Raw genomic sequence first — 21069 nt, 5'->3', positions numbered from 1 at the left:
CCTAGCCCGCGACGGTGAAATCGGCGAGGTCCGCCTCGATCGCCTCCCGCGCGCGCCGCACCTCGTCGACCAGGCCGGTCTCGAGGGCGTGGCGGTACCGCTGGTGCGGCACCGCCACGCTCAGCCCGGCGACGGCGGCACCCGAGCCGTCGCGGATCGCCATGCCCACGGCGCAGATGCCCTCCTCCGTGCCCTCGTCGTTCGAGGCGAAGCCGCGGTGGCGCACGGCCTCCAGCTCGGTGGCGAGCCTGGCGTGGGCGCGCGCGTCGAAGGCGGTCCCGTCCTGTTCGGCCCGGCGCCGGTACGCCCGTTCGACGTCGGCCGGGTCCATCGCGGCCAGCATCGCCTTGCCGGCGGAGACCCCGGCCGCGGGCAGCACGACGCCCTGCCGGTCCCCCACCCGCACCGGGCGGTGACCCTCGACGGAGGCCATGAACCTCACGTCGGTTCCCGCCAGCACCAGCAGGTTGGTGGTCTCACCGGTGGCGTGGGCCAGGTCCTCGAGGTGGGGGTGGGCCCGCCGCCGGACCTCGACCGTCCAGGACACCCCGGCCGGCGGCAGTCCCATGGCCGGGCCCGGCACGTAGCGGCGGGAGGCGTCCTGCACCGCGTACCCCCGGTAGACCAGCATCGCCATGAGCCGGTGGGCGGTGGACACCGAGACGCCGAGCAGGCGGGCGGCCACGCTCAGGCGCACCCTGCCGTAGTCGCGCACCATCTCCATCAGGGCCAGCGCGTGGTCGACGGACTCGACGGGATAGTTCGGTTTCTGCCGAAGCGGCGTATTCTTCTGCACAGCAGATCATTCTGGCATTTGAAGCGTCATCTACCTCACAGTGGAACCTATGATCCAGCCCACTCCCGACACTTCACGCCCCGCGCGGGGCGGAAGGACGTCTCACACCGCTCCTCGCACCCCCGGCGCGCTGACGCGCCGCCAGGCGACCATCGCCGTGCTCGTCTGCTGGTTGCTGGTGGTGTTCGACGGTTACGACCTGATCGTCTTCGGCACGGTCCAGAGCTCGCTGGTGAACGACACGGACTGGGGCCTGACGGACGCCGGGCTGGGCGTCGTGGGCTCGATGGCCTTCGTGGGCATGATGATCGGCGCCCTGTTCGCCGGCCGCCTGGCCGACGCCCTGGGCCGGCGTCGCACCATCCTGGCCTGCGCCATCACCTTCTCCGTGTTCACCATCCTCTGCGCGTTCGCGCCCAGCGCATGGGTCTTCGGCGCCTTCCGCCTCGTGGCGGGCATCGGGCTGGGCGGTCTCGTGCCCTCCGCCAACGCCATGGTGGCCGAGCTGGTCCCGGACCGCTGGCGCTCCTCCATCGCCACGCTGATGATGTCCGGTGTGCCGATCGGCGGATCGCTGGCAGCCCTGATCGGCATCCCGATGATCCCCGCCCTGGGCTGGCCGTCCATGTTCCTGGTCGCCGCCATCGCCCTCGTGGTCGTGGTCCCGCTGGGCTTCGCGTACCTGCCCGAGACCCTCGCCTCGGAGGACCGTGCCCGGAAGGGCGCCGCCGCGGGCACCGCCTCGGCGTCCCCGGAACGGGTCGGCGGATACGCCGGGCTGCTGCGCCAGCCCTACCTGCTGGTCTCGATCATGTTCGCGCTGGCCACGCTGGCGACCCTGTTCGCCTGGTACGGCCTGGGCACCTGGCTGCCGCGGGCCATGGAGTCCCTCGGATACAACCTCGGCTCGGCGCTGACGTTCTCGCTGTCCCTGAACATCGGCGCGGTCATGGGATCCATCGTCACCGCCTGGGCCGGCGACCGGTACGGCGCCGTGAAGTCCGGCGTGGTCGCCGCGGCCCTGGCCGGCGTGGCCCTGCTGGCGCTGCTGTTCTCCCCGCCGGTGTGGCTGGTGTACGTCATCCTGATGGTCGCCGGCGTGGGCACCCACGGCACCCAGTGCCTGATCATCGCCGCCGTCAGCAACCACTACCCCGGGTACCTGCGCGGCACCGCCCTGGGCTGGGCCCTCGGCGTCGGCCGCCTCGGCGCCGTGACGGCCCCGCTCGTGGCCGGCTTCCTGCTCAACAACGGCTACGGTGCCGGCTCGCTCTTCGTCGCCTTCGGCATCGCCGCGGGCCTGGCCGCCATCCTGCAGGTGATCATCATCGCGCAGGGCCACGGCGGGCGCAGCACCGACCGCGGGGTACAGGCGCCCGCCGCCTCCTGACGCCGGTCCCGGCCGGTGAGCGGAGGCCGGGGTGGACCGGCCGTGGACGGAGGCCCCGTCCTCGCCAGGCGCCCCCGTCCCCGGGGATACTGGCCCCATGCCGGCCATCATCGCCCTCCAGGGTGACATCACCCGGACGACCGTGGACGCGATCGTCAATGCGGCCAACACCTCCCTGGGCGGTGGGGCCGGCGTGAACGGTGCGGTCCACGCCGCCGGGGGGCCGGGCCTGCTGGCCGAGACCCGCCTCTGGTACCCCCACGGGCTCGGCACGGGGGACGCCGCGTGGACCACGGCCGGGGACCTGCCGGCCCGGTGGGTCATCCACACGGTCGGGCCGGACCACCGGTCCGGACAGCGGGACCGGGCCCTGCTCGTCTCGGGATACCGCCGCAGCCTGGAGGTGGCGGACGCCCTCGGCGCCCGGACGGTGGCCTTCCCCCTGCTCAGCTCCGGCATCTTCGGCTGGCCCCTCCACGACGCGGTCCGCACCGCCGTCGACACCATCGCCCTGGCGCGTACCGACGTCCGGGAGGCCTACCTCGTGGCGCACGGGGACCAGGCCTTCCGGGCCGTGCGGACAGCCCTCGGGGTCAGCACGCCGCTACGGGTCCTGCAGGGGTTGCGCGAGCTGTACCGCCGCGGTTACCAGCAGTTGCGGTTCGCGCCCGGCATGGACCCCTCGGGCGCGCACTGGCGGATCGCGATCACCACGGCGGGGAACCTGCGGCCGGGCGACCCGGTCCCCTTCGACACCCCTCGGGACGAGTCGCGCGTGCTGCGCTACTCCACGGCGGACCGGACCCTGGTCGGCCGTGGCGAGGTCACTGCCGGCACCACTCCCGCCGAGGCGGCGGCCCTCATCCTGGACCGTGTCGGGACCCCGGACCCGGAACCGGTCCACCCTCGGTACACCGCGTGGTTCGCCTCTCTGATCGCGGAGGTCGAGACCACGACGTCGGCCACCGGCCAGGCCCTGCCCGTCACCGGGGGTGACGGTGGCCATGGCGGGGGCAACTGGGAACTCGGCCGGGGCAGCGGGCACCGGCACCCCGCTCCCCCACGGTGAGGATGCGATGGGACCCCGGCACGTGGACCACCGCCCCCAGCTGCCGTGGGCGCGGGTCGTGCGGAGCGTGGAGGAGAGGGTGCTGCCGGTGCCCGGGGCCCCTGACCGCGCGCCCGAAACCTACCGGCGGCGGCGGCGCAGCGGGGATCATCGGACCGGGGATCATCCCTCGCACGCCGCATCGACCAGGAGGACCCAGATGGCCGTGAAGCTCGTCTACGTTGCCCGCCGGCGCCCCGAACTGACTCCGGAGGAGTTCCACGAGTACTGGTCCGGGGGGCACGCGGACCTGATGAGGGAACTCCAGCCGGTGCTCGGTTTCACCAGGTACGTCCAGAGCCGCCCACTGGACACGCCCGTCAACACCGCGTTCGCCAGGGCCCGGGGCATGTCCCTGGAGACGCCCCCGGACGGCACGTCCGAGGTCTGGTGGGAGTCCCTCGAGGACCTCGTGGCCGCGCTCTCGAGCCCGGACGGGGAGAAGGCCGCCGGACGGCTCCTCGAGGACGAGGCCAAGTTCGTGGACTTCGCCACCTCCCATGCGTTCGTCACCCAGGAGCGGCAGGTCGTCTGACCCCGTGACGAGTCACCGGAGGATCTCCCGCTGCGCCCTCGGACTGGCCGCCGCCGTGCTGCTGGCCGGTTGTGGCGCGCCCGGTGGCGGCACCGGTGGGACCCCGGCACCGGCCGGCAGTCCCGGCCCGCCGTCCGCCGGTGGTGCCGCCCCGACGACCGGTGGCGCAGCAGACGCCGCTGCGGACGCCGCCCCCCGGATGGGTTCCGAACCGCGGACGGTGGTGGGCGGGCTCGACGCGCCGTGGTCGATCGTCTTCACGGACCGGGGCGCCGCCCTGGTCAGCCAGCGCGACGACGGCACGGTCCTCGAACTGACGGGGGTGGGCACCGAGCGGGCCGGCACGCGTGAGGTCGGCACGGTCGAGGGGGTCGTCCACCGGGGCGAGGGCGGGTTGCTGGGACTGGCCGTCCTGTCCGACGGCGGCGGAGCCGGGTGGCTCTACGCCTATTCGACCGCCGCCGGGGGCAACCGCATCCAGCGCTTCGCCCTCACCGGCCAGGCGGGAGGCCTGGGCCTGGGCCCGGCGCAGACGATCATCGAGGGCCTGCCCGCCGCCGGCAACCACAACGGCGGGCGGATCGCCTTCGGACCCGATGGGATGCTCTACGCCGGTACCGGTGACGCCGGTGATCGCGCGAGCGCCCAGGACCCGGCATCCCTCGCGGGGAAGATCCTGCGCCTGGCCCCGGACGGCACGGTCCCCGAGGACAACCCGGACCCCGGTTCCCCGGTCTACAGTTCGGGCCACCGCAACGTGCAGGGGCTGGCGTGGGCCGAGGACGGCACGATGTTCGCCACCGAGTTCGGGCAGAACACCTGGGACGAACTGAACGTGATCGAGCCCGGCGGCAATTACGGCTGGCCGGAGGTCGAGGGGATCGCGGGCGGCGGCTCCGGCGCGCAGGGGGAGTTCATCGACCCGGTCCAGCAGTGGTCCCCGGCCGAGGCCAGTCCGAGCGGGATGGCCGCGCTGGAGGGGATGCTGTACATCGCGAACCTGCGCGGTGAGGTCCTGCGGACCGTTCCGGTGGCGGACCCGGGCACGTCCGCCACCCGCTGGTCCGGCGAGTACGGCCGGCTGCGCGATGCCGTCGTGGCGCCGGACGGTGCGCTCTGGGTCCTGACGAACAACACCGACGGGCGCGGTGACCCCGCCGAGGGCGATGACCTGGTCCTCGGGGTCACCCCCGGGCCCTGACGCCGTCGGGGGCCGTCGTCTCCCGCCGGTGGGCCCCAGCGTTCAGGACGCGGCGTTCTTCATCTCCTCGTAGGCGTCCAGGGCGTGCCGGCGGGACTCCTTCAGGTCCACGATGGGCTCGGGGTAGCCGCTGAGGGGTTCCACCGCCTCGGGGACCCACCGGCGCACGTAGACACCATCCGGGTCGAACCGCTCGCGCTGGGTCTCGGGGTTGAACACCCGGAAGTAGGGGGCGGCGTCCGCCCCGCAGCCGGCCACCCACTGCCAGGACACCGGGTTGTTCGCCTCGTCCGCGTCCACCAGGGTGTCCCAGAACCACTGCTCCCCGTCCCACCAGGGGTGCAGGAGGTTCTTGGCCAGGAAGCTGCCGACCACGAGCCGCACCCGGTTGTGCACCCAGCCGGACTGCCAGAGCTGGCGCATGCCGGCGTCGATGAGGGGCACCCCCGTGCGCCCCCGCTGCCAGGCCCGCAGCGCGTCGTCGTCGGGCTCCCAGGGAAAGGCACGGAACTCCGGCCGCAGCGGCTCGGACTCCAGCGGCGGGCAGTGGTAGGTGAGGTGCCAGGAGAACTCGCGCCAGTACAGTTGGCGCACCCAGGCGCGGCGGTCCTCGTTCTCCGGGGCCCCCAGCTCGGGATGCGCGGTGACCGCGTGCACCAGCTGACGGGGGGAGAGCTCCCCGAAGCGCAGGCGCGGGGAGAGCCGGGAGGTGCCGTGGTCATCGCCCGGGACGTCCCGCGTGGTGCTGTACCCGGTCACCGACTCCTCCAGGCCGGCCAGCGCCTCCCCGGCGGCGACGCAGCCGGGCTCCCAGTACCGGGCGACGGTCTCCTCCCACCACCGGGGGTCCTCGTCCAGCAGGTCCAGCTGGCCCAGCGGCACCACGGTGCCGTCCCGGTGCAGCCGATCCAGGCGTGCGGACAGCCCGGCGGGCGGGTCCTGGGGCTCGGGCGCCGGCAGCGGCGCCCCGACCGGCAGGTCCGCGGCGGCCTTCCAGAACGGGGTGAACACCTTGTAGTGGCCGCCGGATCCGGGGCTGACCTCCCACGGCTCCACCAGCAGGGAACCCGGGTGGCTGTGGACCTCAAGCCCGGCGGCCCGGAGCCCGTCCTTCAGGTGGGTGTCCAGGGCACGGGACGCCGGGGCATAGCGCCGGCTCCACGTCACGGCCGTGGCCTGGAGCCCGGTGGCCACCGCGGGCAGCACCTCGGCCGCGGGCCCGGCGGCGAACACCAGCGGGATGCCCAGCTCGTCGAGCTCGGTGGCCAGTGCCTCGAGGGACCGGTGGGCCCACCAGCGCGTGGCCCCGCCCAGCGGCCGGGGTCCGCGCCCCTCGCCGTCCCGCACCTCCCGGATCCAGAGCCCGACGACGGCTCCCGCCTCCCGCGCGGCCGTCAGGGCCGGGTGGTCCGCCACGCGCAGGTCGTCGCGGAACCAGAGGAGCGTCAACGGACGTGCGGAGGCCTGGTCGGGGGACGGTGTGGACGGTGTCTCCGGCATGAGCCCAGCGTACTGGCGCGATCCGGCCGGGTGTCTCCCTCAGGGGGTGCCGAGGCGCGCGGAGTCGTCCTCGAAGACCCCGCCCAGTCGGCGTTCCAGGCCCCTGCGCCAGGCCTGCGGCAGTTCCGGGGAGGCCAGCAGGCGCGCGATGCCCTCGCGGTCACTCCGGTCCACGTTCATGACGCGGTTGATCTCGGCCACGCAGACGGATCCGTCCACCCGGCGGACCAGGGTCATCGGGTCGCCCGCGCGGACCTGACCGGGTTCGAGGACGCGCAGGTAGTACCCCGACCGGCCGGTCCGCTGGACGAGCTGGGGCAGCTCGCGCATCGCCCACCGGGCCGAGAGCGTGGTGCACGGGCGCCGGGGCTGGCTGACCTGGACGAGGACCTCGCCGATGCGGAACACGTCCCCGGCGTGCACCGCGGCCTCCGGCCAGCCGGCCACGGTCAGGTTCTCGAAGAACCCGCCCTCCGCGATGTCGAGGCCCTCGGCCCGCCAGGCGCCATAGTTCTCCTGCGCGTAGGCGAGGATCGCCTTCTCGGGCCCCCCGTGATGCCGGGTGTCTCCCTGCTCATCACCGGCCAGGCCCGCGGCCGAGACCCGCACCGGCCCCTCGACGACGTCCTTCGCGGCCGCCGTGGACAGCTCGCGGCCGTTCCACTGCTGCCGCTGGACCCGGCCCACGCGCACGGCGACGACGGCGCCCGGGCCGCGGCCGGCGTCGGGTCCGGTCCCGGTCTCGTTCCCGGCCCCATGCCCGGATCCGGACTCCCACGGCGGCTGTGACTGGTGCGGCGCGTCTCTCACCTGACCATTGTGTCCCGCGGCGCCGGTGGGCGCGACCACCGCACCGCGCGCACCAGCTATCGAATGACGATAGATTGTTCTCGACAGTCGATCTGAGGAGTTGTCATGCGGACCATCACCGTCCTCGCCCTGCGCGGCGTGCTCGCCCTCGCCCTGGCGGGCTCGCTCGTCGTCCAGGTGGTCATGGTGCCCCTGTTCTGGGCGGACCTGGCCGGTGCCCCGGACTGGTTTCGGGTCAGCCTCGTGGTGCTCGTGGTGCTGGGCATCGTGACCCTGCAGGTCGTGGCGGTCTGCGTCTGGCGGCTGCTGGCCATGGTCCGGAGGGGCACGGTCTTCTCCCCCGCCGCGTTCCGGTACGTGGACGCGATCATCGCCGCGATCGCCGCGGCGGCGGTCCTGGTCCTCGGGGTCGCCGTGGTGCTGGCCCCGACCGCGGCGGCGCCGGGGGTGGTCGGCCTGGTCTGCGGCGCGGCTCTCGTGGTGGCCGGGGTGGCGCTGGTGGTCTACGTCCAGCGGACGCTCCTGGCCCAGGCCGTGGACCGCGACGCCGAGGCCCGCGCCCTGCGGTCCGAGCTCGACGAGGTGATCTGATGCCCATCGTGGTGGACATCGACGTCATGCTCGCCCGGCGCAAGATGGCCGTGGGCACGCTGGCGGAGCGGGTGGGCATCACCCCGGCGAACCTGGCCGTCCTGAAGAACGGCCGCGCCAAGGCCGTGCGGTTCACGACCCTGGAGGCGCTGTGCGAGGCCCTGGAGTGCCAGCCCGGGGACCTGCTGCGGTGGGAACCGGAATGAACCGGGCCGCCACCCTCCGGGGTGGTCAGGGGCGGGCTGGCCGACGCCTCGGAAGCCGGCACCGCTCGAGGTCCCGGGCCACCCTGACCTCGGCACCCCCCCGCCCGAGCCCGGGCCTGCAGGCGCAGGGGCTCCAGGTCCTGGTACCGCGAGGAGAAATGGGTCAGCAGCAGGGTGCGCACACCGCCGTCGGCCGCCAGGGAACCGGCCTGCCCGGCTGTCAGGTGCCGGTAGTCCCGGGCCAGGCCGGCCTCGGCATCGGCGAAGGTGCACTCGGCGACCAGCAGGTCGGCCCGGTCCGCCAGGTCCTCGGCACCGGCACACGGGGCGGTGTCCATGACCAGGGCGAACCGCTGGCCGGGACGGAACTCGCTGACGTCCTCCAGGCAGACGCCGCGCAGCACGCCGTCCCGCTGCAACCGGCCGACGTCGGGACCGCCGATGCCGGCGGCCGCGAGCCGTTGCCGGGACAGGGTTCGCCCGTCCGGCTCCTCGAGGCGGTAGCCGTAGGCCTCGATGCGATGGCGCAGGGGCCGGACCGCCAGGCCGGGAGCCACCTCCCCGGCCGCCCCGTGGGGGTGCAGCCGGAGGTCGAGCCGGCCGGAGGCCAGGGAGACCAGCGCCCGGACCACGGGCTCCCCGGAGACCGGATAGTGCAGGTGCACCGGGTGCTCCACGCCGTCCAGCGCCATGCGGGAGAGGACACCGGGCACCCCATAGCAGTGGTCACCGTGGACGTGGGTCAGGCAGATCCGCCTGATCCTGCTGGCTGCCACGCCCGCGAGGGTCATCTGCCGCTGGGTTCCCTCGCCGGGATCGAACAGGAACCCCTCGCCGTCCCACAACAGCAGGTAGCCGTTCTGGTTGCGCTCACGGGTGGGGACCTGCGAGGCGGTGCCGAGGACCACGAGTTCTCGCATGCCCCGAGACTCGCACGGATCCTCCGCCCCGTCATCCCGCGGTGCTCCTGCCGGCCGGGGTCCCTTAACGAGTCAGGAGGCGGTCGCGATGACCGCCTCCTGAAGGACTGAGGATTGGTGGGCCCGTATCCCCCCGGGCTTGTTCCACCGTTCCGGTCCATGTGCACCGTCTCATAGGGCTCCTTCAGGTTATCGCCGGGCTCGTGCGGTCGACCAGTAGACCATCGTCCAGACTTCTGGCTCCGAACCGGCACTTTCGGCCAGGTCCGCCCATGTCACGTGCTGGTAACGTCCCATCACGGTTCGGTCGCGGGTCCAGGTCTGTCCCGGCCGAGACGAGTGACCAGGTCCTCCAGCGCGTGCGCGTAGACCACGGACTCCAGGTATCCCTGATGGGTGGCCACCGTGAACTGGTAGGCGCCGCGGACGAACTCCTCCGCCTGCACGTCCATGCCGTCCGCGGATCCGGAGGAACCGTAGCGCACGGTGAAGCCCAGGGGGTCATTGGGCCGGTGCAGGTTGGTCCACCGGTCCTGCACGATCCCCCACAGCGACCCCGGTGCCCGCAGGGACGCTGCCGCACCCGGCAGCCACTGCGTGGCCCGCTCCTGGTCGACCTCCTCGGCCAGCTCGGGTGGCCAGGGGTCGCGGCCGTCGGCCCAGGGCGGCGGGGCGGGAACGATCGAGAGCACCTGCGCACCCAGCACCTGGGGGAAGAAGCGGGCGAAGTACCGGCGCAACTGCGAACCGTAGCTCAGCAGCCCGATGCGCTGCAGCCGCTCCTCCGTCATGCCGCGGGCGGACAGGTGGAACAGCACGCAGACGGCCAGGACCCCACCCATCGAGTGGGCGGAGAGGATCACGCGCCGTACCCCGTCGGCCGGTTCCTCGAGCCACTCCTCGATCCGGTCGGTGACCTCCGGCACCACGCGCTCGGAGTAGCACGGCGGTCCGAAGGGATGGGCCTGGGTGGGCAGGAAGCACATGAGGTCCCACAGCAGTCCGGCCGGCCGGCTCTGGCCCCGGCCGGACAGGATCGCGATGGCGGCCACCAGCACCACGCCGATCCACAGTCCGACCGTGCCCGTCGCCCGGACCAGGGGCCACCACCCGTCCAGTCCGGGCCAGCCGACGAGCCACGCCGCGTTCAGCACCACGGAGACCGCCAGGCCCACCAGGACCGCGGCGGCCAGCCAGGCGGTGGCCACCTCCGCGCGGCGCAACAGCGAGGCGACCCGCCGCGACACGAACACGGCCCGCGTCGCGGTGCCGATGACCGGGGCGTCCGCCCAGGGGCCGGCATCGGCGATCAGGCGGTCTCGGACCTTCGTCAGCTCGTCGATCGCACCCTTCTCCCCCGCCCGCCAGGACAGGAGCAGTTGCACGGCAAGTCCCGCCAGGGCGGCTCCCGTGAGCGCGGTGAACCCCGAGGCGAACAGCAGGTGGACCACCGGCGGCTCGTGGCTGCCGAGCGTCCAGGCCGCCAGGATGACCGTGGAGAAGGACAGCAGCACGGCGAAGCCGACGGCCAGGGACGAGAACACGAACGGGCCGTGGCCGCCCCAGGCGACGGCGTCGTGGTCCTGTTCGGCCACGCCCCGGCGCGACCGCACCAGAAGGACCACCAGCAGGACGGCCAGGCACAGGGTCACCAGCACGGTGGCCAGCCCCCCACCACGGTCACCGGCCATCGCGGGGGCGTCGGCGGCCAGGCCCCCCGGTGCGGGACGACCGGACGGACGGACGTCCGCCACCGAGCACACGATCGCCGCCGTCAGCACCAGGGCCCCGGCGACGAGCAGGAACCGGTGGCCGGGCGGGGTGCGGGTGCGCGGATCGTGGGCCTGGGAGTTCAGGATGCGGACCCCGACGACGGCGGTCACCGCCAGTCCCCCGGCCAGCAGCACGATCCAGGCCACCTCCATCGGGCCGGGGACCATCGCACCGGGGTCCGCCGGGGCGCCGGGCCACCGGGCACCGGCCACCATCGCGTCGACCCTGGCCAGTGCCGCGATCGATCCGGTCCAGGCGAGCGCGCCCGCGATGTGCAGCAGGCCCAGGAACCGCATGCCCGACCCGACCCGCCACAGGCCGCTGCGGGCCAGGACGTGGCTGGGGGCGTTCCGGTCACCGGGGATCTCGTCGGTGGGCTCGAGGCCGTCGATGTGTTCAGGGTCGTCCGGCGCCGCTGCCATCACCGAGTGCGGCGGCGCCACCGGTGCGACGCCCGGCGGCCCGGGCAGGTACCGGGTGCGCGCCAGGGTGGACATCAGCGCGACGACGCCCAGTGCCAGCACGGGAAGGGTCGTCAGCACGGCCGTCCGGGTACCGGAGGGCCAGCCCGCCAGGGCGTCGCGGATGAACCCGCCCCGCCCGCCGGCCGCCATGTCCAGGGCGACGGTGGCCGCGGTACTGACGAAGAGCAGGGTCAGGGCCAGGCCGAGCAGCCGAACGGTGCCGGCCAGTCGCCCCTCGCCGATGACCTCGGGAAGCGGGCACCCTGCCGTGACGGGCGGGCTGGTGCCGGTGGGGGCCGACGTCGGGCCCCTGCCGAACTGGTGCCGGGACCAGTAGGCGGTGTTGGCCAGTCCGAACGGAGCCAGGGTGAACCAGACGGCGCGCACCAGGCTGTCCCCCAGCCGCCCGAGGGCCGGGAACCCGGTGAACCGGGCCAGCCGTCCCCAGGAGTAGGCCTCCACGCGGTGACCGGACTCGGAGGCGCGGTCGATGGAGAACCCGGCCAGCTGGTCACCGCGGGTGCGCTCGACGTTGGCCGGGATGGCCCGGAGCATGAGGTGGGACGGTGTGTTCCGGATTCCGTGGATCCGCAGCTCCAGCAGTCCCGGGTCCAGGTGCGGCATGGTCCCATCGTCCCCTGTGGGCGGGTGGATGGGAACGGCCGCCAGACGACGACCTGCGCGCTGGAGGAGCCGTGCCGGTGCTGAGAGGGTGGCGGGATCCTCACGGCCTCGTCACGGAGGCCGGTACGCCGGCGAGGCGGACGGCCGCGTGCACGAGGGCATCGGTCATGAGGGCCAGGGCGTCCAGGTTGACGTTGCGGAGGTCGTCACCGGGCTTGTGGTAGTGGGGATCGCACTTCTCCTTCGCCTGTCCGCCGAACAGGAGCGCCTCCTTCCTGCTCTTCTTCTCATCGTCCCCCGAGTACAGTCCGCCGACCGCGACGCCCTTCTTCGCGAAGGCCACCTGGTCGGAGTCGTAGTCCCAGTCCGTGGTCGTCCAGGCCTGGTGGAGGGAGTCGAAGTACCCGGTGAGGAGGTCCATGAGCCGCGTCGAGCCCGCCGGGATCTTGAGGTCGTGGTCGGTGTCCCGCGCGTCGTAGACCGCGATGATGGGGTTCGGTGAGGCGATCATGTCCACGTTCAGGTAGGAGGCGATGTTCCTGAGCCTGGCGGGATCGTTCTTGGCCAGGTCCTTGACGTAGTGCCGTGACCCGTAGGACTTGTCGAACTCCTCGGCCCCCCACCAGGCGAAGCGGACCTTGTGGTCGATCCGGTCCAGCCGGCTGATGGCCTTCGCGGCCTCCAGCACGGCCGCCACTCCCGAGCCGTTGTCGTTGATCGCCGCGGTGCCCGGCACGCCGTCGAGATGGGCCCCGAGCATGACCACGTGGTCGTCCCGGCCGGACACGGTCTCGGCGAGGATGTTGAAGGTACCGATCTCCCGGCCGTCCTCCCGGAAGGAGAAGTACTGGCGAGTGCTGCGATAGCCCGCGTCCGCCAGTTGCCGTTCAACGTACCGGGCCGCCGCCTCGTAGCCCGAGGTACCCGCGGCCCGATCGCCGTGCCGGTCGGCCAGGGCCTGGAGCTGCCGCAGGTGCTCGTAGGCGGCGGGCACGCCGTCGCGCGACACCGCGGGGGTGAAGCCCTGCAGGGGGGCGGGACGTGATCCCAGAAGCCAGCTCAGTTTCATGATGTCCTTGTCGTCCTAGTCGTCCTGGAGGTCGGTGGGTTGCGCTGGGCCCTGCCCGGAGGTCATTCCAGCGAACTGCTGTCCCGGGCCCAGGTGGTCGCGGCGTGCGTGATGGCACCGGTCATGATGTCCAGCGTCTCCAGGTCGACGTTGTCGAGGTCGTCCTGGGGGGTGTGGTAGTTCGGGTCACGGGGTGCCTTGGCCGTTCCCCCGAAGACGTCCGCCTCCCTCCGGGACTTCCGCTCGCCGCTGCCGGTGAACAGTCCGCCCGTCGGCACGTCCGCCCGGACGAAGGGCCTCTGGTCGGAAGCCATGTCCCAGTCCGTGGCCACCCAGGGCTGGTCCCGGGCATCGAAGTAGTCCGCGAAGAACCTCATGATCTTCACCGAGCCCTCGGGGATGTCCATGGATGCGTCGGCCGCCTGCGCGTCGTAGACCCCGATGACCGGGTTGGTCGAGGCCACCATGTCGACGTTCACGTAGGCCAGGACACTCTCGAGCTCGTCCTCCTCCTCGAGGTCGCGCACGTGGTGGCGGGAACCGTGGGGGCGCCGGAACTCCTCCGCGCCCCACCACGCGAAGCGGATCCTGTTGGTCACGGTGTCCTGCGCGCCCAGGACCGTGGCGGCCTCCAGCAGCGCCGCCGCGCCCGAGGCGTTGTCGTTGATCCCGGGGCCGCCGGGAACCCCGTCGAGGTGCGCACCCAGCATGATGACCTCCTCGTCACTGCCCTGTTCCGTCTCGGCGATGATGTTGAAGGTCTCGAACTCCTCACCGTCGTCGTCGACGGTGAAGTACTGGCGGGTGCTGTCGAGACCAGCGCTCTCCAGCTGTTGCTCGACGTACTGGGCGGCCGCCTCGTACCCCGGGGTGCCCGCCGCACGGTCCCCGTGCTCGTCGGCCATGGCCTGGAATTGCTGCAGGTGTCCGTGGACGCGGCTCACGGGCGCCCCCTTCCGGGGATCACCCGCCCACTGCCCGGCGAGGACGACGGCGACCACCAGCGCCACCGCGCCGATCGCGAGGAGCGCGATGTTCCTCGTCCGCCTCCTGCCGGGCCGCCCGTGGACCGGGCTCCGGCCCCGGTCACGGAACACGGGGCCCGTCTACGGCGGGGACTGCGGGTGCGGTCTCGATCTCCTGTGCGGGGTTGCCACCGAACCGGGCGCCTGCCGGTACCCTGGCGCCCTTCATCAGGAAGGAGTCCGGTTCCACGACCGAGCCCTCGCCCATCACGACGTCGTAGTGCACGTAGACGTACACGCCGACGGTCGCGTTGTCCCCGATCTCGATCGCGTCCAGCTTGAACAGGCCGTCCTCCATCGAGTGGCACTGCACGATGCTGTGGGCGTTGAGGGTCACGTCGTCGCCGATGGTCACCAGGGTCTTCTCCGGGATGACGCAGCCGTCGTCGAAGACCCGCTTGCCCATCCGGACGCCCAGCAGGCGCCAGAAGAAGGGCTTGAAGGGGGTCCCGTTGAACGCCGGCAGGGGATAGGTGATGAACCTCCAGAACCGCTCGTGCCGCCAGAAGGGCACGTCGTAGATCGAGCTCTTCGTGGGGACCATCCTCCGGAAGCCGTAGGTGGCGCGCTCGCACAGGATGACGAAGATGGCGAAGAAGGCGTAGAAACCGACGATGCCGACCAGGAGCCCCAGCCCGGTGATCGCCGGGTAGAAGGCCACGACGACCACGGCGGCCAGCAGCCCGACGTAGGCCAGGACGCAGCGGCTGAGCAGGTACAGCGTGATCGAGGCCGCGTTGTGGCGGTTCTTGGCGCGCAGCCCGCGCTGGATCCCCTCCGGTGTGTCGATCCGGAGGGCGTCGTCACCCCAGTCGACCGTGCGGGGGATCTCGAACGGGGGCGAGCCCAGCAGTCCGACGTCCTCGCGGACCTCGCCGTGGGTGGGCACGTGGGTCTTGCTGCCGAAGAGGACGTTGTCGCCGGTGCGGGCGGCGGCCGGGAACGGGACGTCGTTGCCGAAGAAGTTCTTGGCGCCGATCGTCACCGGCATGACCCGGAAGGACGTCCCGGAGTACTCCGCGTTCATCACCGACAGGCCGTCGGAGACCATCGTCCCGGATCCCACGATGGTCAGGTAGGGGTTCTCGTGGGTCGCCTCCGGGCCGAAGTTCGATCCGGTCTGCTGCAGGTTCGGCTGCTTGTAGCCCAGCAGGCGGAGGTAGTGCACCACCAGGGAGCTGTCGGCGGTGATGTGCATCAGCGGGAAGACGTCGGTCAGGAAGAAGATGGCCCGGTGGGCCGCATAGTGCAGGCCGTAGAGCGGGTAGGCCTTCCCCGGCGTGATGAGCAGGTACAGGAGCCGGGGAATCGTGGTGGCCACGAGCAGGGCCAGGAGCAGTCCGCCGATGACCACGATGACGGAGACCAGGACCAGGTCGAGGTAGAACCCCGGGTTCGCCAGGTTCAGGTGTCCGGTGTCCAGGTAGGGCGGCAGGAGCAGCGCGATGAGCAGCAGGGGCAGCGGGCTGAACACCGCCGCGTTGGTGATCAGGGTGGACAGGCCGTAGACGAACCGCCGCCGCTTGCTGGTGGGCATCGGCCCGACCCGCTGGAACCTCACGTCGGCCGGGATCGCAGGGGACCCGTACCAGCTCTCACCCGCGGGGACGGTCTGCAGGCGCTGCAGGGAGGACGCGTGGCCCAGCTGGGCCCCGTCCTCCATCGTGGTGTGGATGTCCAGGACCGTCTTCTCGCTGACGTGGACGTTCTCGCCCAGCGTGACCCGGCCGGTCTGGATCCATCCCTGGTGGGCGCGGTATCCGAGGTAGTGGGACTCCTTGTGGATCACCGTGTTGTCACCGATGGTCAGCAGGTCGGTGCACACGGGCAGGCTCCAGCTCATGATCGTGACGTTGGAGCCGATCTTCGCACCCATCAGGCGCAGGTAGAACGGGAGGACCGGGGTCCCGACGAACACTGCCATCGGATTCATCTGCACGAGCGCCTTGACGAACCAGAACCTGAGATACGCCAGGCTCCAGATCCGGATGTGCTGTTCCTTCCACCGGCCGATCACCATCCACTTGAGCGCGATCGGCGCGAGGCAGACCAGGAGGAAGAAGCCCACGGTGAAACCCACCGAGCGGAGCCAGAGCTCGAGGATCCCGTTGCCCTCGATCACCCACTCGTAGCCGGCCACCAGGACGAACATGAGGGCACCGGAGTAGGCCAGGGAGACCACGGCCTGCAGGACGCCGCAGAGCACGAAGTCGAAGGTGGTGGCCCGCCGGGCCGCGGGCGCGTCGTACGGTTCCGCCCACTCCACCGCGCTCGTGCCGGTCGCCAGCGCTGCCGCGAGCTGCCGGATGGTGGGGTGCTGGTAGATGTCCTGCACACCGAGGGGCGGCAGTTCGGTCTCCCGGCGCAGCGCGGCGGAGAACTGGGCGATCGTCAGGGAGTTGGCGCCCAGCTCCTCGAAGACGTGCGCCTCGACGGAGACGAGCTCCAGGCCCAGCACCGACCCGAGCTGTTCGGCCAGTGCCTCCTCGGTACCATTGGCAGGCGCCACGTATTCGACGTCGGTCGCGACGCCCAGCCGGTTCTTCGGCGTGGGCAGGCTCTTGCGGTCGGCCTTGTCGCTGGGGAGCATCGGCATGGTCTCGAGCTGCTCGTAGTAGGCCGGGACCATGTACCCCGGCAACCGGTCGCGGAGCTCGTCCTGGATCAGGTGGGGATCGAGGGAGGAGACGTCGCTGCGCAGCGTGTAGAACGCGGCCAGCTCGACCATTCCCGGAGCCGGCTCGTGGGTGTCGACCACGGCCTGGGCGATCCCGGGCACCTGCAGGAGGACGGATTCGATCTCGGACAGCTCGATCCGGTAGCCGCGGATCTTCACCTGGGTGTCGATGCGGCCGAAGTACTCGATCTCCCCGAACTCGTTGACACGGCACAGGTCCCCGCTGCGGTAGATGCGCCCGGAGGGGTTGTTCGGGATGTCCAGGAAGTCGTCGATGAAGACCTGGCTGGTCTTCTCCGGGTTGTTCAGGTACCCGGCGGCGACCCCGATGCCGGCGATGCCGAGTTCGCCCATCTCACCGGGGGCCAGGGCCCGTGGCTCGTCCGGGTCCAGGATCATGGTCGTGTAGGTCGGCAGGGGCTGGCCGAGGGTGATCGGCTTCCCGGGTTCGAGGACCTCCATGGTCGCGGTCACGGTCGCCTCGGTGGGGCCGTAGACGTTGAGGAACCGCCGGCCGGGCAGGTGCCAGCGCTCGGCCAGGTCGCGGGGGCAGGCCTCACCGGAGACCAGCAGGAACCGGAGGTCCGGCAGCTCCCCCTCGATGGTCGCCAGCAGCGTGGGCACGCAGCACATCGCCGTGATGCGGTTCTCGAGCAGGTACTCCTCGAGGTCCGCGCCGAGCATGCTCGCCGAGCTGGGCTTGGGCACGAGCGTGGCGCCGACCATCCACGGCACCCACATCTCCTCGACGGAGAAGTCGAAGGCGATGGTCAGGCCCTGGTAGACACGGTCATCGCTCCGGTACCCGTAGACCTCCGCGGCGACACGGAGGAAGTTGCAGATGCTGGGGTGTTCGATGGCCACGCCCTTGGGGCGCCCGGTCGAGCCCGAGGTGTAGATGATGTAGGCCAGGTCCTCGACCGGCTCGGGCTTCTCGTCCTCGCCGAGCCGGGAGGAGGGCAGCTGCTTGATCAGCGGCACCTCGGTGTCCAGTGCCAGGGCGATCACGCTGGTCTCCGGCAGCACGTTGACCAGGTGGTTCAGGGTCAGGACCCTGCTGCACCCGGAGTCCTCCATGATGTAACCGATGCGGTCGGCGGGGAAGCCGGCGTCGAGGGGCACGTACGCGGCCCGGATCTTCAGCACCGCCAGCATCGCGGCGTAGGACCAGATGCCCTGGTCGAAGAGCAGCGCGATCCTGTCACCGGCCTTCGCACCGTCGGCCAGCAGGAACCGGGCCAGCTGGTTCGCCATGGCGTCCAGCTGCGCGTAGGTCAGCGTCCTGTTGCCGGTGTCCACGGCCAGCTGGCCTGCCCGTCCCTCGCGGGCCAGGGCGTCGCACTGTTCCTCGAACAGTGTCTCCATCCGCTCCCCCGGACGCCACCGGACCTCCTGGTCGTGCGGGGACTGGAGCAACAGGAACGACTCGGCCGGAGCCGCGTCGGTCGCGCGGACCTCGGTCAGCATGCCGGGGGTGTCCACGCTGGATTCGGATATTTCTTCCGGAGCCATCGAAAGCCTCATGATTCTGCGCATAGGGGGTCTGAGAGACGGTGCCCGCGACCACAGGGCGGTCGCGGCATCGCCTCCCACGGTATGGACGCAGCGCACGGCGCAGATCCGTGACGCATACTCGATTCCCCACCGCCATACGCGTGGTCCACCCGCTCGATACCCGGACTCCACTGATGACCCACGTGCTCACCCTCGACGGTGCGACGCGCCGGCGTGCACCAGCGGTGGCCCACCGCCCTCAGGGCCCGCGTCCGGTGCGGTCTGGGCACGTAGGTACGGGACAAGTGGCTTCCACCCATGTCCGGGGCGGCGCCCGTTCGTACGGTGGTTATGACCGCGAGGTCTGCCCGGGCCGGTGACCCCATCCCCGTCACGGCCATCCCAGCTGGAAGGAAAGTGCAGTGTCCGATCACCACGACGTCTTCACCGAACGAGAGTCCCAGGTCCGGAGCTACTGCCGGTCATTCCCCCACGTGCTGAGCACGGCCGTGGGCAGCCTCCTGTACGACGGTGAGGGCAACGAGTACATCGACTTCCTCGCCGGGGCCGGTTCCCTGAACTACGGGCACAATGACCCGGACATGAAGGCCGCCCTGATGGAATACATCGCCGGGGACGGCATCACCCACGGCCTGGACCTGCACACCGAGGCCAAGGCCCGCTTCCTGACCACGTTGCAGGAGGTCATCCTCGCTCCGCGGGGCATGGACTACCGGGTGATGTTCACCGGCCCCACCGGCACCAACGCCGTCGAGGCCGCGCTGAAGCTGGCCCGCAAGGTGACCGGCCGCAGCAACGTCATCGCCTTCACCAACGCGTTCCACGGCGGCAGCGCCGGGGCCCTCGCGGCGACCGGCAATCAGCATCACCGTATGTCCGGGCTGGGGCTGCACGGGGTCACCCGCATGCCGTACGACGGCTACAACGGTGACGGGGTGGACACCAGCGAGACGCTGGCGAAGATGCTGGCCGATCCCTCCAGCGGGGTCGACGCCCCGGCGGCCATCCTCCTCGAGGTCGTCCAGGGCGAGGGCGGGCTCAACCAGGCCTCCCCGGAATGGCTCCGGCGCATCGCCTCCCTAGCCGCCGAATACGGCGCCAAGCTGATCATCGACGACATCCAGGCCGGCTGCGGACGCACCGGGACGTTCTTCAGCTTCGAGGAGATGGGCGTGGACCCGGACATGGTCGTCCTGTCCAAGTCACTGTCCGGGTTCGGGCTGCCGATGTCCATCCTGCTGATCCGTCCGAAGCTGGACGAGTGGCTGCCCGGGGAGCACAACGGCACGTTCCGGGGCAATGCGCACGCCTTCGTCACCGCAGAGGTGGCGTTGCGGAAGTTCTGGACCACGGCCGACTTCGCCGAGACCGTCAGCCGCCGTTCGGCCAGGGTCCGCGAGTGCCTGCTGGACCTCTCGAAGCTGATCCCCGGGTCCCGGGTCAAGGGACGGGGGATGATGCAGGGCCTGGACGTCCTCGACGAGCAGACCTCGGCGACCATTCGGCGCACCTGCGTGCAGAACGGCCTGCTGATCGAGGCCGCCGGTCCGCACGACGAGGTCATCAAGGTCATGGCGCCCCTGACCACGGACGACGAGGTCCTCGAGCGCGGCCTGGCGATCCTGCGCTCTGCCGTGGAGGAGCACGTCGCCCACGTGAGGACCCTGGCACTCGCCAGCTGACGCCGGGCGAGGCGTGATCACGGCACCAGCATCACCTTGAGTGCCTCGCGGGCGTCCATGGCCGCGTAGGCCTCGGGGGTCTGGTCCAGGGGCAGGGAGCGGTCGAAGACCCTGCCCGGGGTGATCTCTCCCGAGAGCACCCCGGGCAGTGCCCGCTCGATGTAGGCCCGCACCGGCGCCGTCCCACCGGTGACCGTGATGCTGTTCCGGAACAACCGCCCGCCCAGGGGTGCCTCCGCGAATTGCGGCACGCCCACGCGCGAGATGGTCCCGCCCGGGCGGACCGCGCCCACGGCCTGTTCGTGCGCCGGCAGGTGCCCCACGGCCTCGATCACCACGTGGGTGCCCTCCCCGGACGTCAGGTCCCGGACCCGGTCGATGCCCTCCGGTCCGCGTTCGCTGACGACGTCGGTCGCGCCGAACTCCCGCCCCAGGTCGGTCCGCGCGGCGTGACGGCCCATCAGGATGATCCGCTCGGCGCCGAGTTGCCGGGAGGCCAGGACCGCGGAGAGCCCGACGGCGCCGTCCCCGACGACGGTGACGGTCGTGCCGCGGCCGACCCGCCCCATGTGGGCGGCGTGGTATCCGGTGAGGTACACGTCGGAGAGGCTCAGCAGGCTCGCGAGCAGGTCCTCGGAGCCGTTGCCGGTCTCGTCGACGCCGGGCACCACCACCAGGGTCCCGTCGGCCTGCGGGACCCGCACGTACTCGGCCTGCAGCCCGATACCCTGGCCGCCGAAGAAGCCGCCGTGCAGGCAGGAGACGTGGAAGCCCTCGCGGCAGTGCACGCAGGTGTTGTCCTGGTAGGTGAAGGAGGAGATCACCAGGTCACCGGGCGTGAGGGTGGTGACCTCCGCGCCGGTCTCCTCCACGATGCCGATGGCCTCGTGGCCCATCGGGCTCCCGGTCTGCGCCGCGGGCATGGTGCGGAAGGGGTGCAGGTCCGAACCGCACACGCAGGAGCGCACGGTCCGGATGATCGCGTCGGTCGGTTCCCGGAGGGTGGGGTCGTCAACGGTCTCGACGCGGACGTCTCCCGCGCCGTACATGAATGCGGCCTTCATGGCGTGTGATGCCTCTGCTCCTGATCGTCGGAGGGCGCTCTGGCCCGTCTGGTCCGTACCCACCGTACTGCCGGGCGCCACGGGCCGGCCGGGGCGGAGGTGTCCTCCTCACTCCCCCG

General features: G+C 71.6%; 15 protein-coding genes and 1 pseudogene. 7 read left to right on the top strand and 9 right to left on the bottom strand.

The genetic code is table 11. The annotated features are described in order from the left end of the window. Position 1: 1 nt before the first annotated feature. Positions 2-796 carry an IclR family transcriptional regulator gene (locus Q0283_RS05685; RefSeq protein WP_298043609.1) on the bottom strand — a complete coding sequence of 265 codons (795 nt, stop codon included), beginning with the start codon at positions 794-796 and terminating at the stop codon, positions 2-4. Positions 797-845: 49 nt separating this feature from the next. On the opposite strand from Q0283_RS05685, the gene Q0283_RS05680 reads away from it, so the two are divergent. From Q0283_RS05680 to Q0283_RS05665, 4 genes are all read left to right on the top strand, one after another. Further along, a complete protein-coding gene (locus tag Q0283_RS05680) occupies positions 846-2186 on the top strand; it encodes an aromatic acid/H+ symport family MFS transporter (protein WP_183525526.1) in 1341 nt (446 codons plus the stop codon). Positions 2187-2283: 97 nt separating this feature from the next. After that, a complete protein-coding gene (locus Q0283_RS05675) occupies positions 2284-3255 on the top strand; it encodes a macro domain-containing protein (RefSeq protein WP_183525523.1) in 972 nt (323 codons plus the stop codon). A gap of 199 nt (positions 3256-3454) precedes the next feature. After that, entirely contained in the window at positions 3455-3829 is a 375-nt protein-coding gene (locus Q0283_RS05670; RefSeq protein WP_183525520.1) for an EthD domain-containing protein, read from the top strand. A gap of 4 nt (positions 3830-3833) precedes the next feature. Further along, positions 3834-5030, top strand: coding sequence for a sorbosone dehydrogenase family protein (locus tag Q0283_RS05665; RefSeq protein WP_183525517.1), 1197 nt, complete (start codon positions 3834-3836; stop codon positions 5028-5030). Positions 5031-5072: 42 nt separating this feature from the next. Here the strand turns inward: Q0283_RS05665 and Q0283_RS05660 are convergent, their stop codons facing one another. Beyond that, on the bottom strand, positions 5073-6530 hold the full coding sequence (locus Q0283_RS05660) for a deoxyribodipyrimidine photo-lyase (RefSeq protein WP_298043606.1): 1458 nt from the start codon (positions 6528-6530) through the stop codon (positions 5073-5075). 39 nt (positions 6531-6569) lie between these two features. Further along, entirely contained in the window at positions 6570-7340 is a 771-nt protein-coding gene (locus Q0283_RS05655; RefSeq protein ID WP_298043604.1) for an MOSC domain-containing protein, read from the bottom strand. Between the two features lie 105 nt (positions 7341-7445). Here Q0283_RS05655 and Q0283_RS05650 point away from each other — a divergent pair, with 105 nt between their 5' ends. Beyond that, positions 7446-7931 (top strand): DUF2975 domain-containing protein, encoded by a 486-nt coding sequence (locus Q0283_RS05650; RefSeq protein WP_183525510.1) that lies wholly within the window; start codon positions 7446-7448, stop codon positions 7929-7931. Beyond that, positions 7931-8137, top strand: coding sequence for a helix-turn-helix transcriptional regulator (locus tag Q0283_RS05645; protein WP_183525507.1), 207 nt, complete (start codon positions 7931-7933; stop codon positions 8135-8137). Before Q0283_RS05650 ends, Q0283_RS05645 begins: the two co-directional genes overlap by 1 nt. Positions 8138-8301: 164 nt before the next feature. Here the strand turns inward: Q0283_RS05645 and Q0283_RS05640 are convergent. The 5 genes and pseudogenes from Q0283_RS05640 to Q0283_RS05620 all read right to left on the bottom strand — a co-directional run. Next, positions 8302-9057, bottom strand: a pseudogene (locus tag Q0283_RS05640) (ribonuclease Z); the annotation flags it as partial. Positions 9058-9353: 296 nt separating this feature from the next. Continuing rightward, positions 9354-11918: a hypothetical protein gene (locus Q0283_RS05635; RefSeq protein WP_298043601.1), complete on the bottom strand. Its 2565-nt coding sequence runs from the start codon at positions 11916-11918 to the stop codon at positions 9354-9356. A gap of 100 nt (positions 11919-12018) precedes the next feature. After that, positions 12019-12987: a M28 family peptidase gene (locus Q0283_RS05630; protein ID WP_183525501.1), complete on the bottom strand. Its 969-nt coding sequence runs from the start codon at positions 12985-12987 to the stop codon at positions 12019-12021. A 62-nt stretch (positions 12988-13049) separates the two neighbouring features. Continuing rightward, entirely contained in the window at positions 13050-13931 is an 882-nt protein-coding gene (locus Q0283_RS05625) for a M20/M25/M40 family metallo-hydrolase (RefSeq protein ID WP_298043599.1), read from the bottom strand. A gap of 142 nt (positions 13932-14073) precedes the next feature. Next, the gene (locus Q0283_RS05620) at positions 14074-18171 is read right to left on the bottom strand and encodes a Pls/PosA family non-ribosomal peptide synthetase (RefSeq protein WP_298043597.1); all 4098 of its coding nucleotides are present in this window, start codon (positions 18169-18171) and stop codon (positions 14074-14076) included. A 434-nt stretch (positions 18172-18605) separates the two neighbouring features. Between Q0283_RS05620 and ectB the strand changes: the two genes are divergently transcribed. After that, the gene (gene ectB, locus Q0283_RS05615) at positions 18606-19886 is read left to right on the top strand and encodes a diaminobutyrate--2-oxoglutarate transaminase (RefSeq protein WP_298043595.1); all 1281 of its coding nucleotides are present in this window, start codon (positions 18606-18608) and stop codon (positions 19884-19886) included. A 17-nt stretch (positions 19887-19903) separates the two neighbouring features. Here ectB and Q0283_RS05610 read toward each other — a convergent pair whose 3' ends face one another. Then, the gene (locus Q0283_RS05610; protein WP_221243350.1) at positions 19904-20950 is read right to left on the bottom strand and encodes a zinc-binding dehydrogenase; all 1047 of its coding nucleotides are present in this window, start codon (positions 20948-20950) and stop codon (positions 19904-19906) included. Positions 20951-21069 lie beyond the last annotated feature (119 nt).

It is taken from the genome of uncultured Citricoccus sp. (genome assembly GCF_937871995.1).
In the GTDB taxonomy this organism is placed as follows: domain Bacteria; phylum Actinomycetota; class Actinomycetes; order Actinomycetales; family Micrococcaceae; genus Citricoccus.
This window is presented reverse-complemented; position numbering and strand designations above follow the sequence as displayed.

Coding starts and splice junctions, on each gene's coding strand:
- Q0283_RS05680 (WP_183525526.1), top strand. CDS start 846: ATGATCCAGCCCACTCCCGACACTTCACGCCCCGCGCGGGGCGGAAGG.
- Q0283_RS05675 (WP_183525523.1), top strand. CDS start 2,284: ATGCCGGCCATCATCGCCCTCCAGGGTGACATCACCCGGACGACCGTG.
- Q0283_RS05670 (WP_183525520.1), top strand. CDS start 3,455: ATGGCCGTGAAGCTCGTCTACGTTGCCCGCCGGCGCCCCGAACTGACT.
- Q0283_RS05660 (WP_298043606.1), bottom strand. CDS start 6,530: ATGCCGGAGACACCGTCCACACCGTCCCCCGACCAGGCCTCCGCACGT.
- Q0283_RS05650 (WP_183525510.1), top strand. CDS start 7,446: ATGCGGACCATCACCGTCCTCGCCCTGCGCGGCGTGCTCGCCCTCGCC.
- Q0283_RS05645 (WP_183525507.1), top strand. CDS start 7,931: ATGCCCATCGTGGTGGACATCGACGTCATGCTCGCCCGGCGCAAGATG.
- Q0283_RS05635 (WP_298043601.1), bottom strand. CDS start 11,918: ATGCCGCACCTGGACCCGGGACTGCTGGAGCTGCGGATCCACGGAATC.
- Q0283_RS05630 (WP_183525501.1), bottom strand. CDS start 12,987: ATGAAACTGAGCTGGCTTCTGGGATCACGTCCCGCCCCCCTGCAGGGC.
- Q0283_RS05610 (WP_221243350.1), bottom strand. CDS start 20,950: ATGAAGGCCGCATTCATGTACGGCGCGGGAGACGTCCGCGTCGAGACC.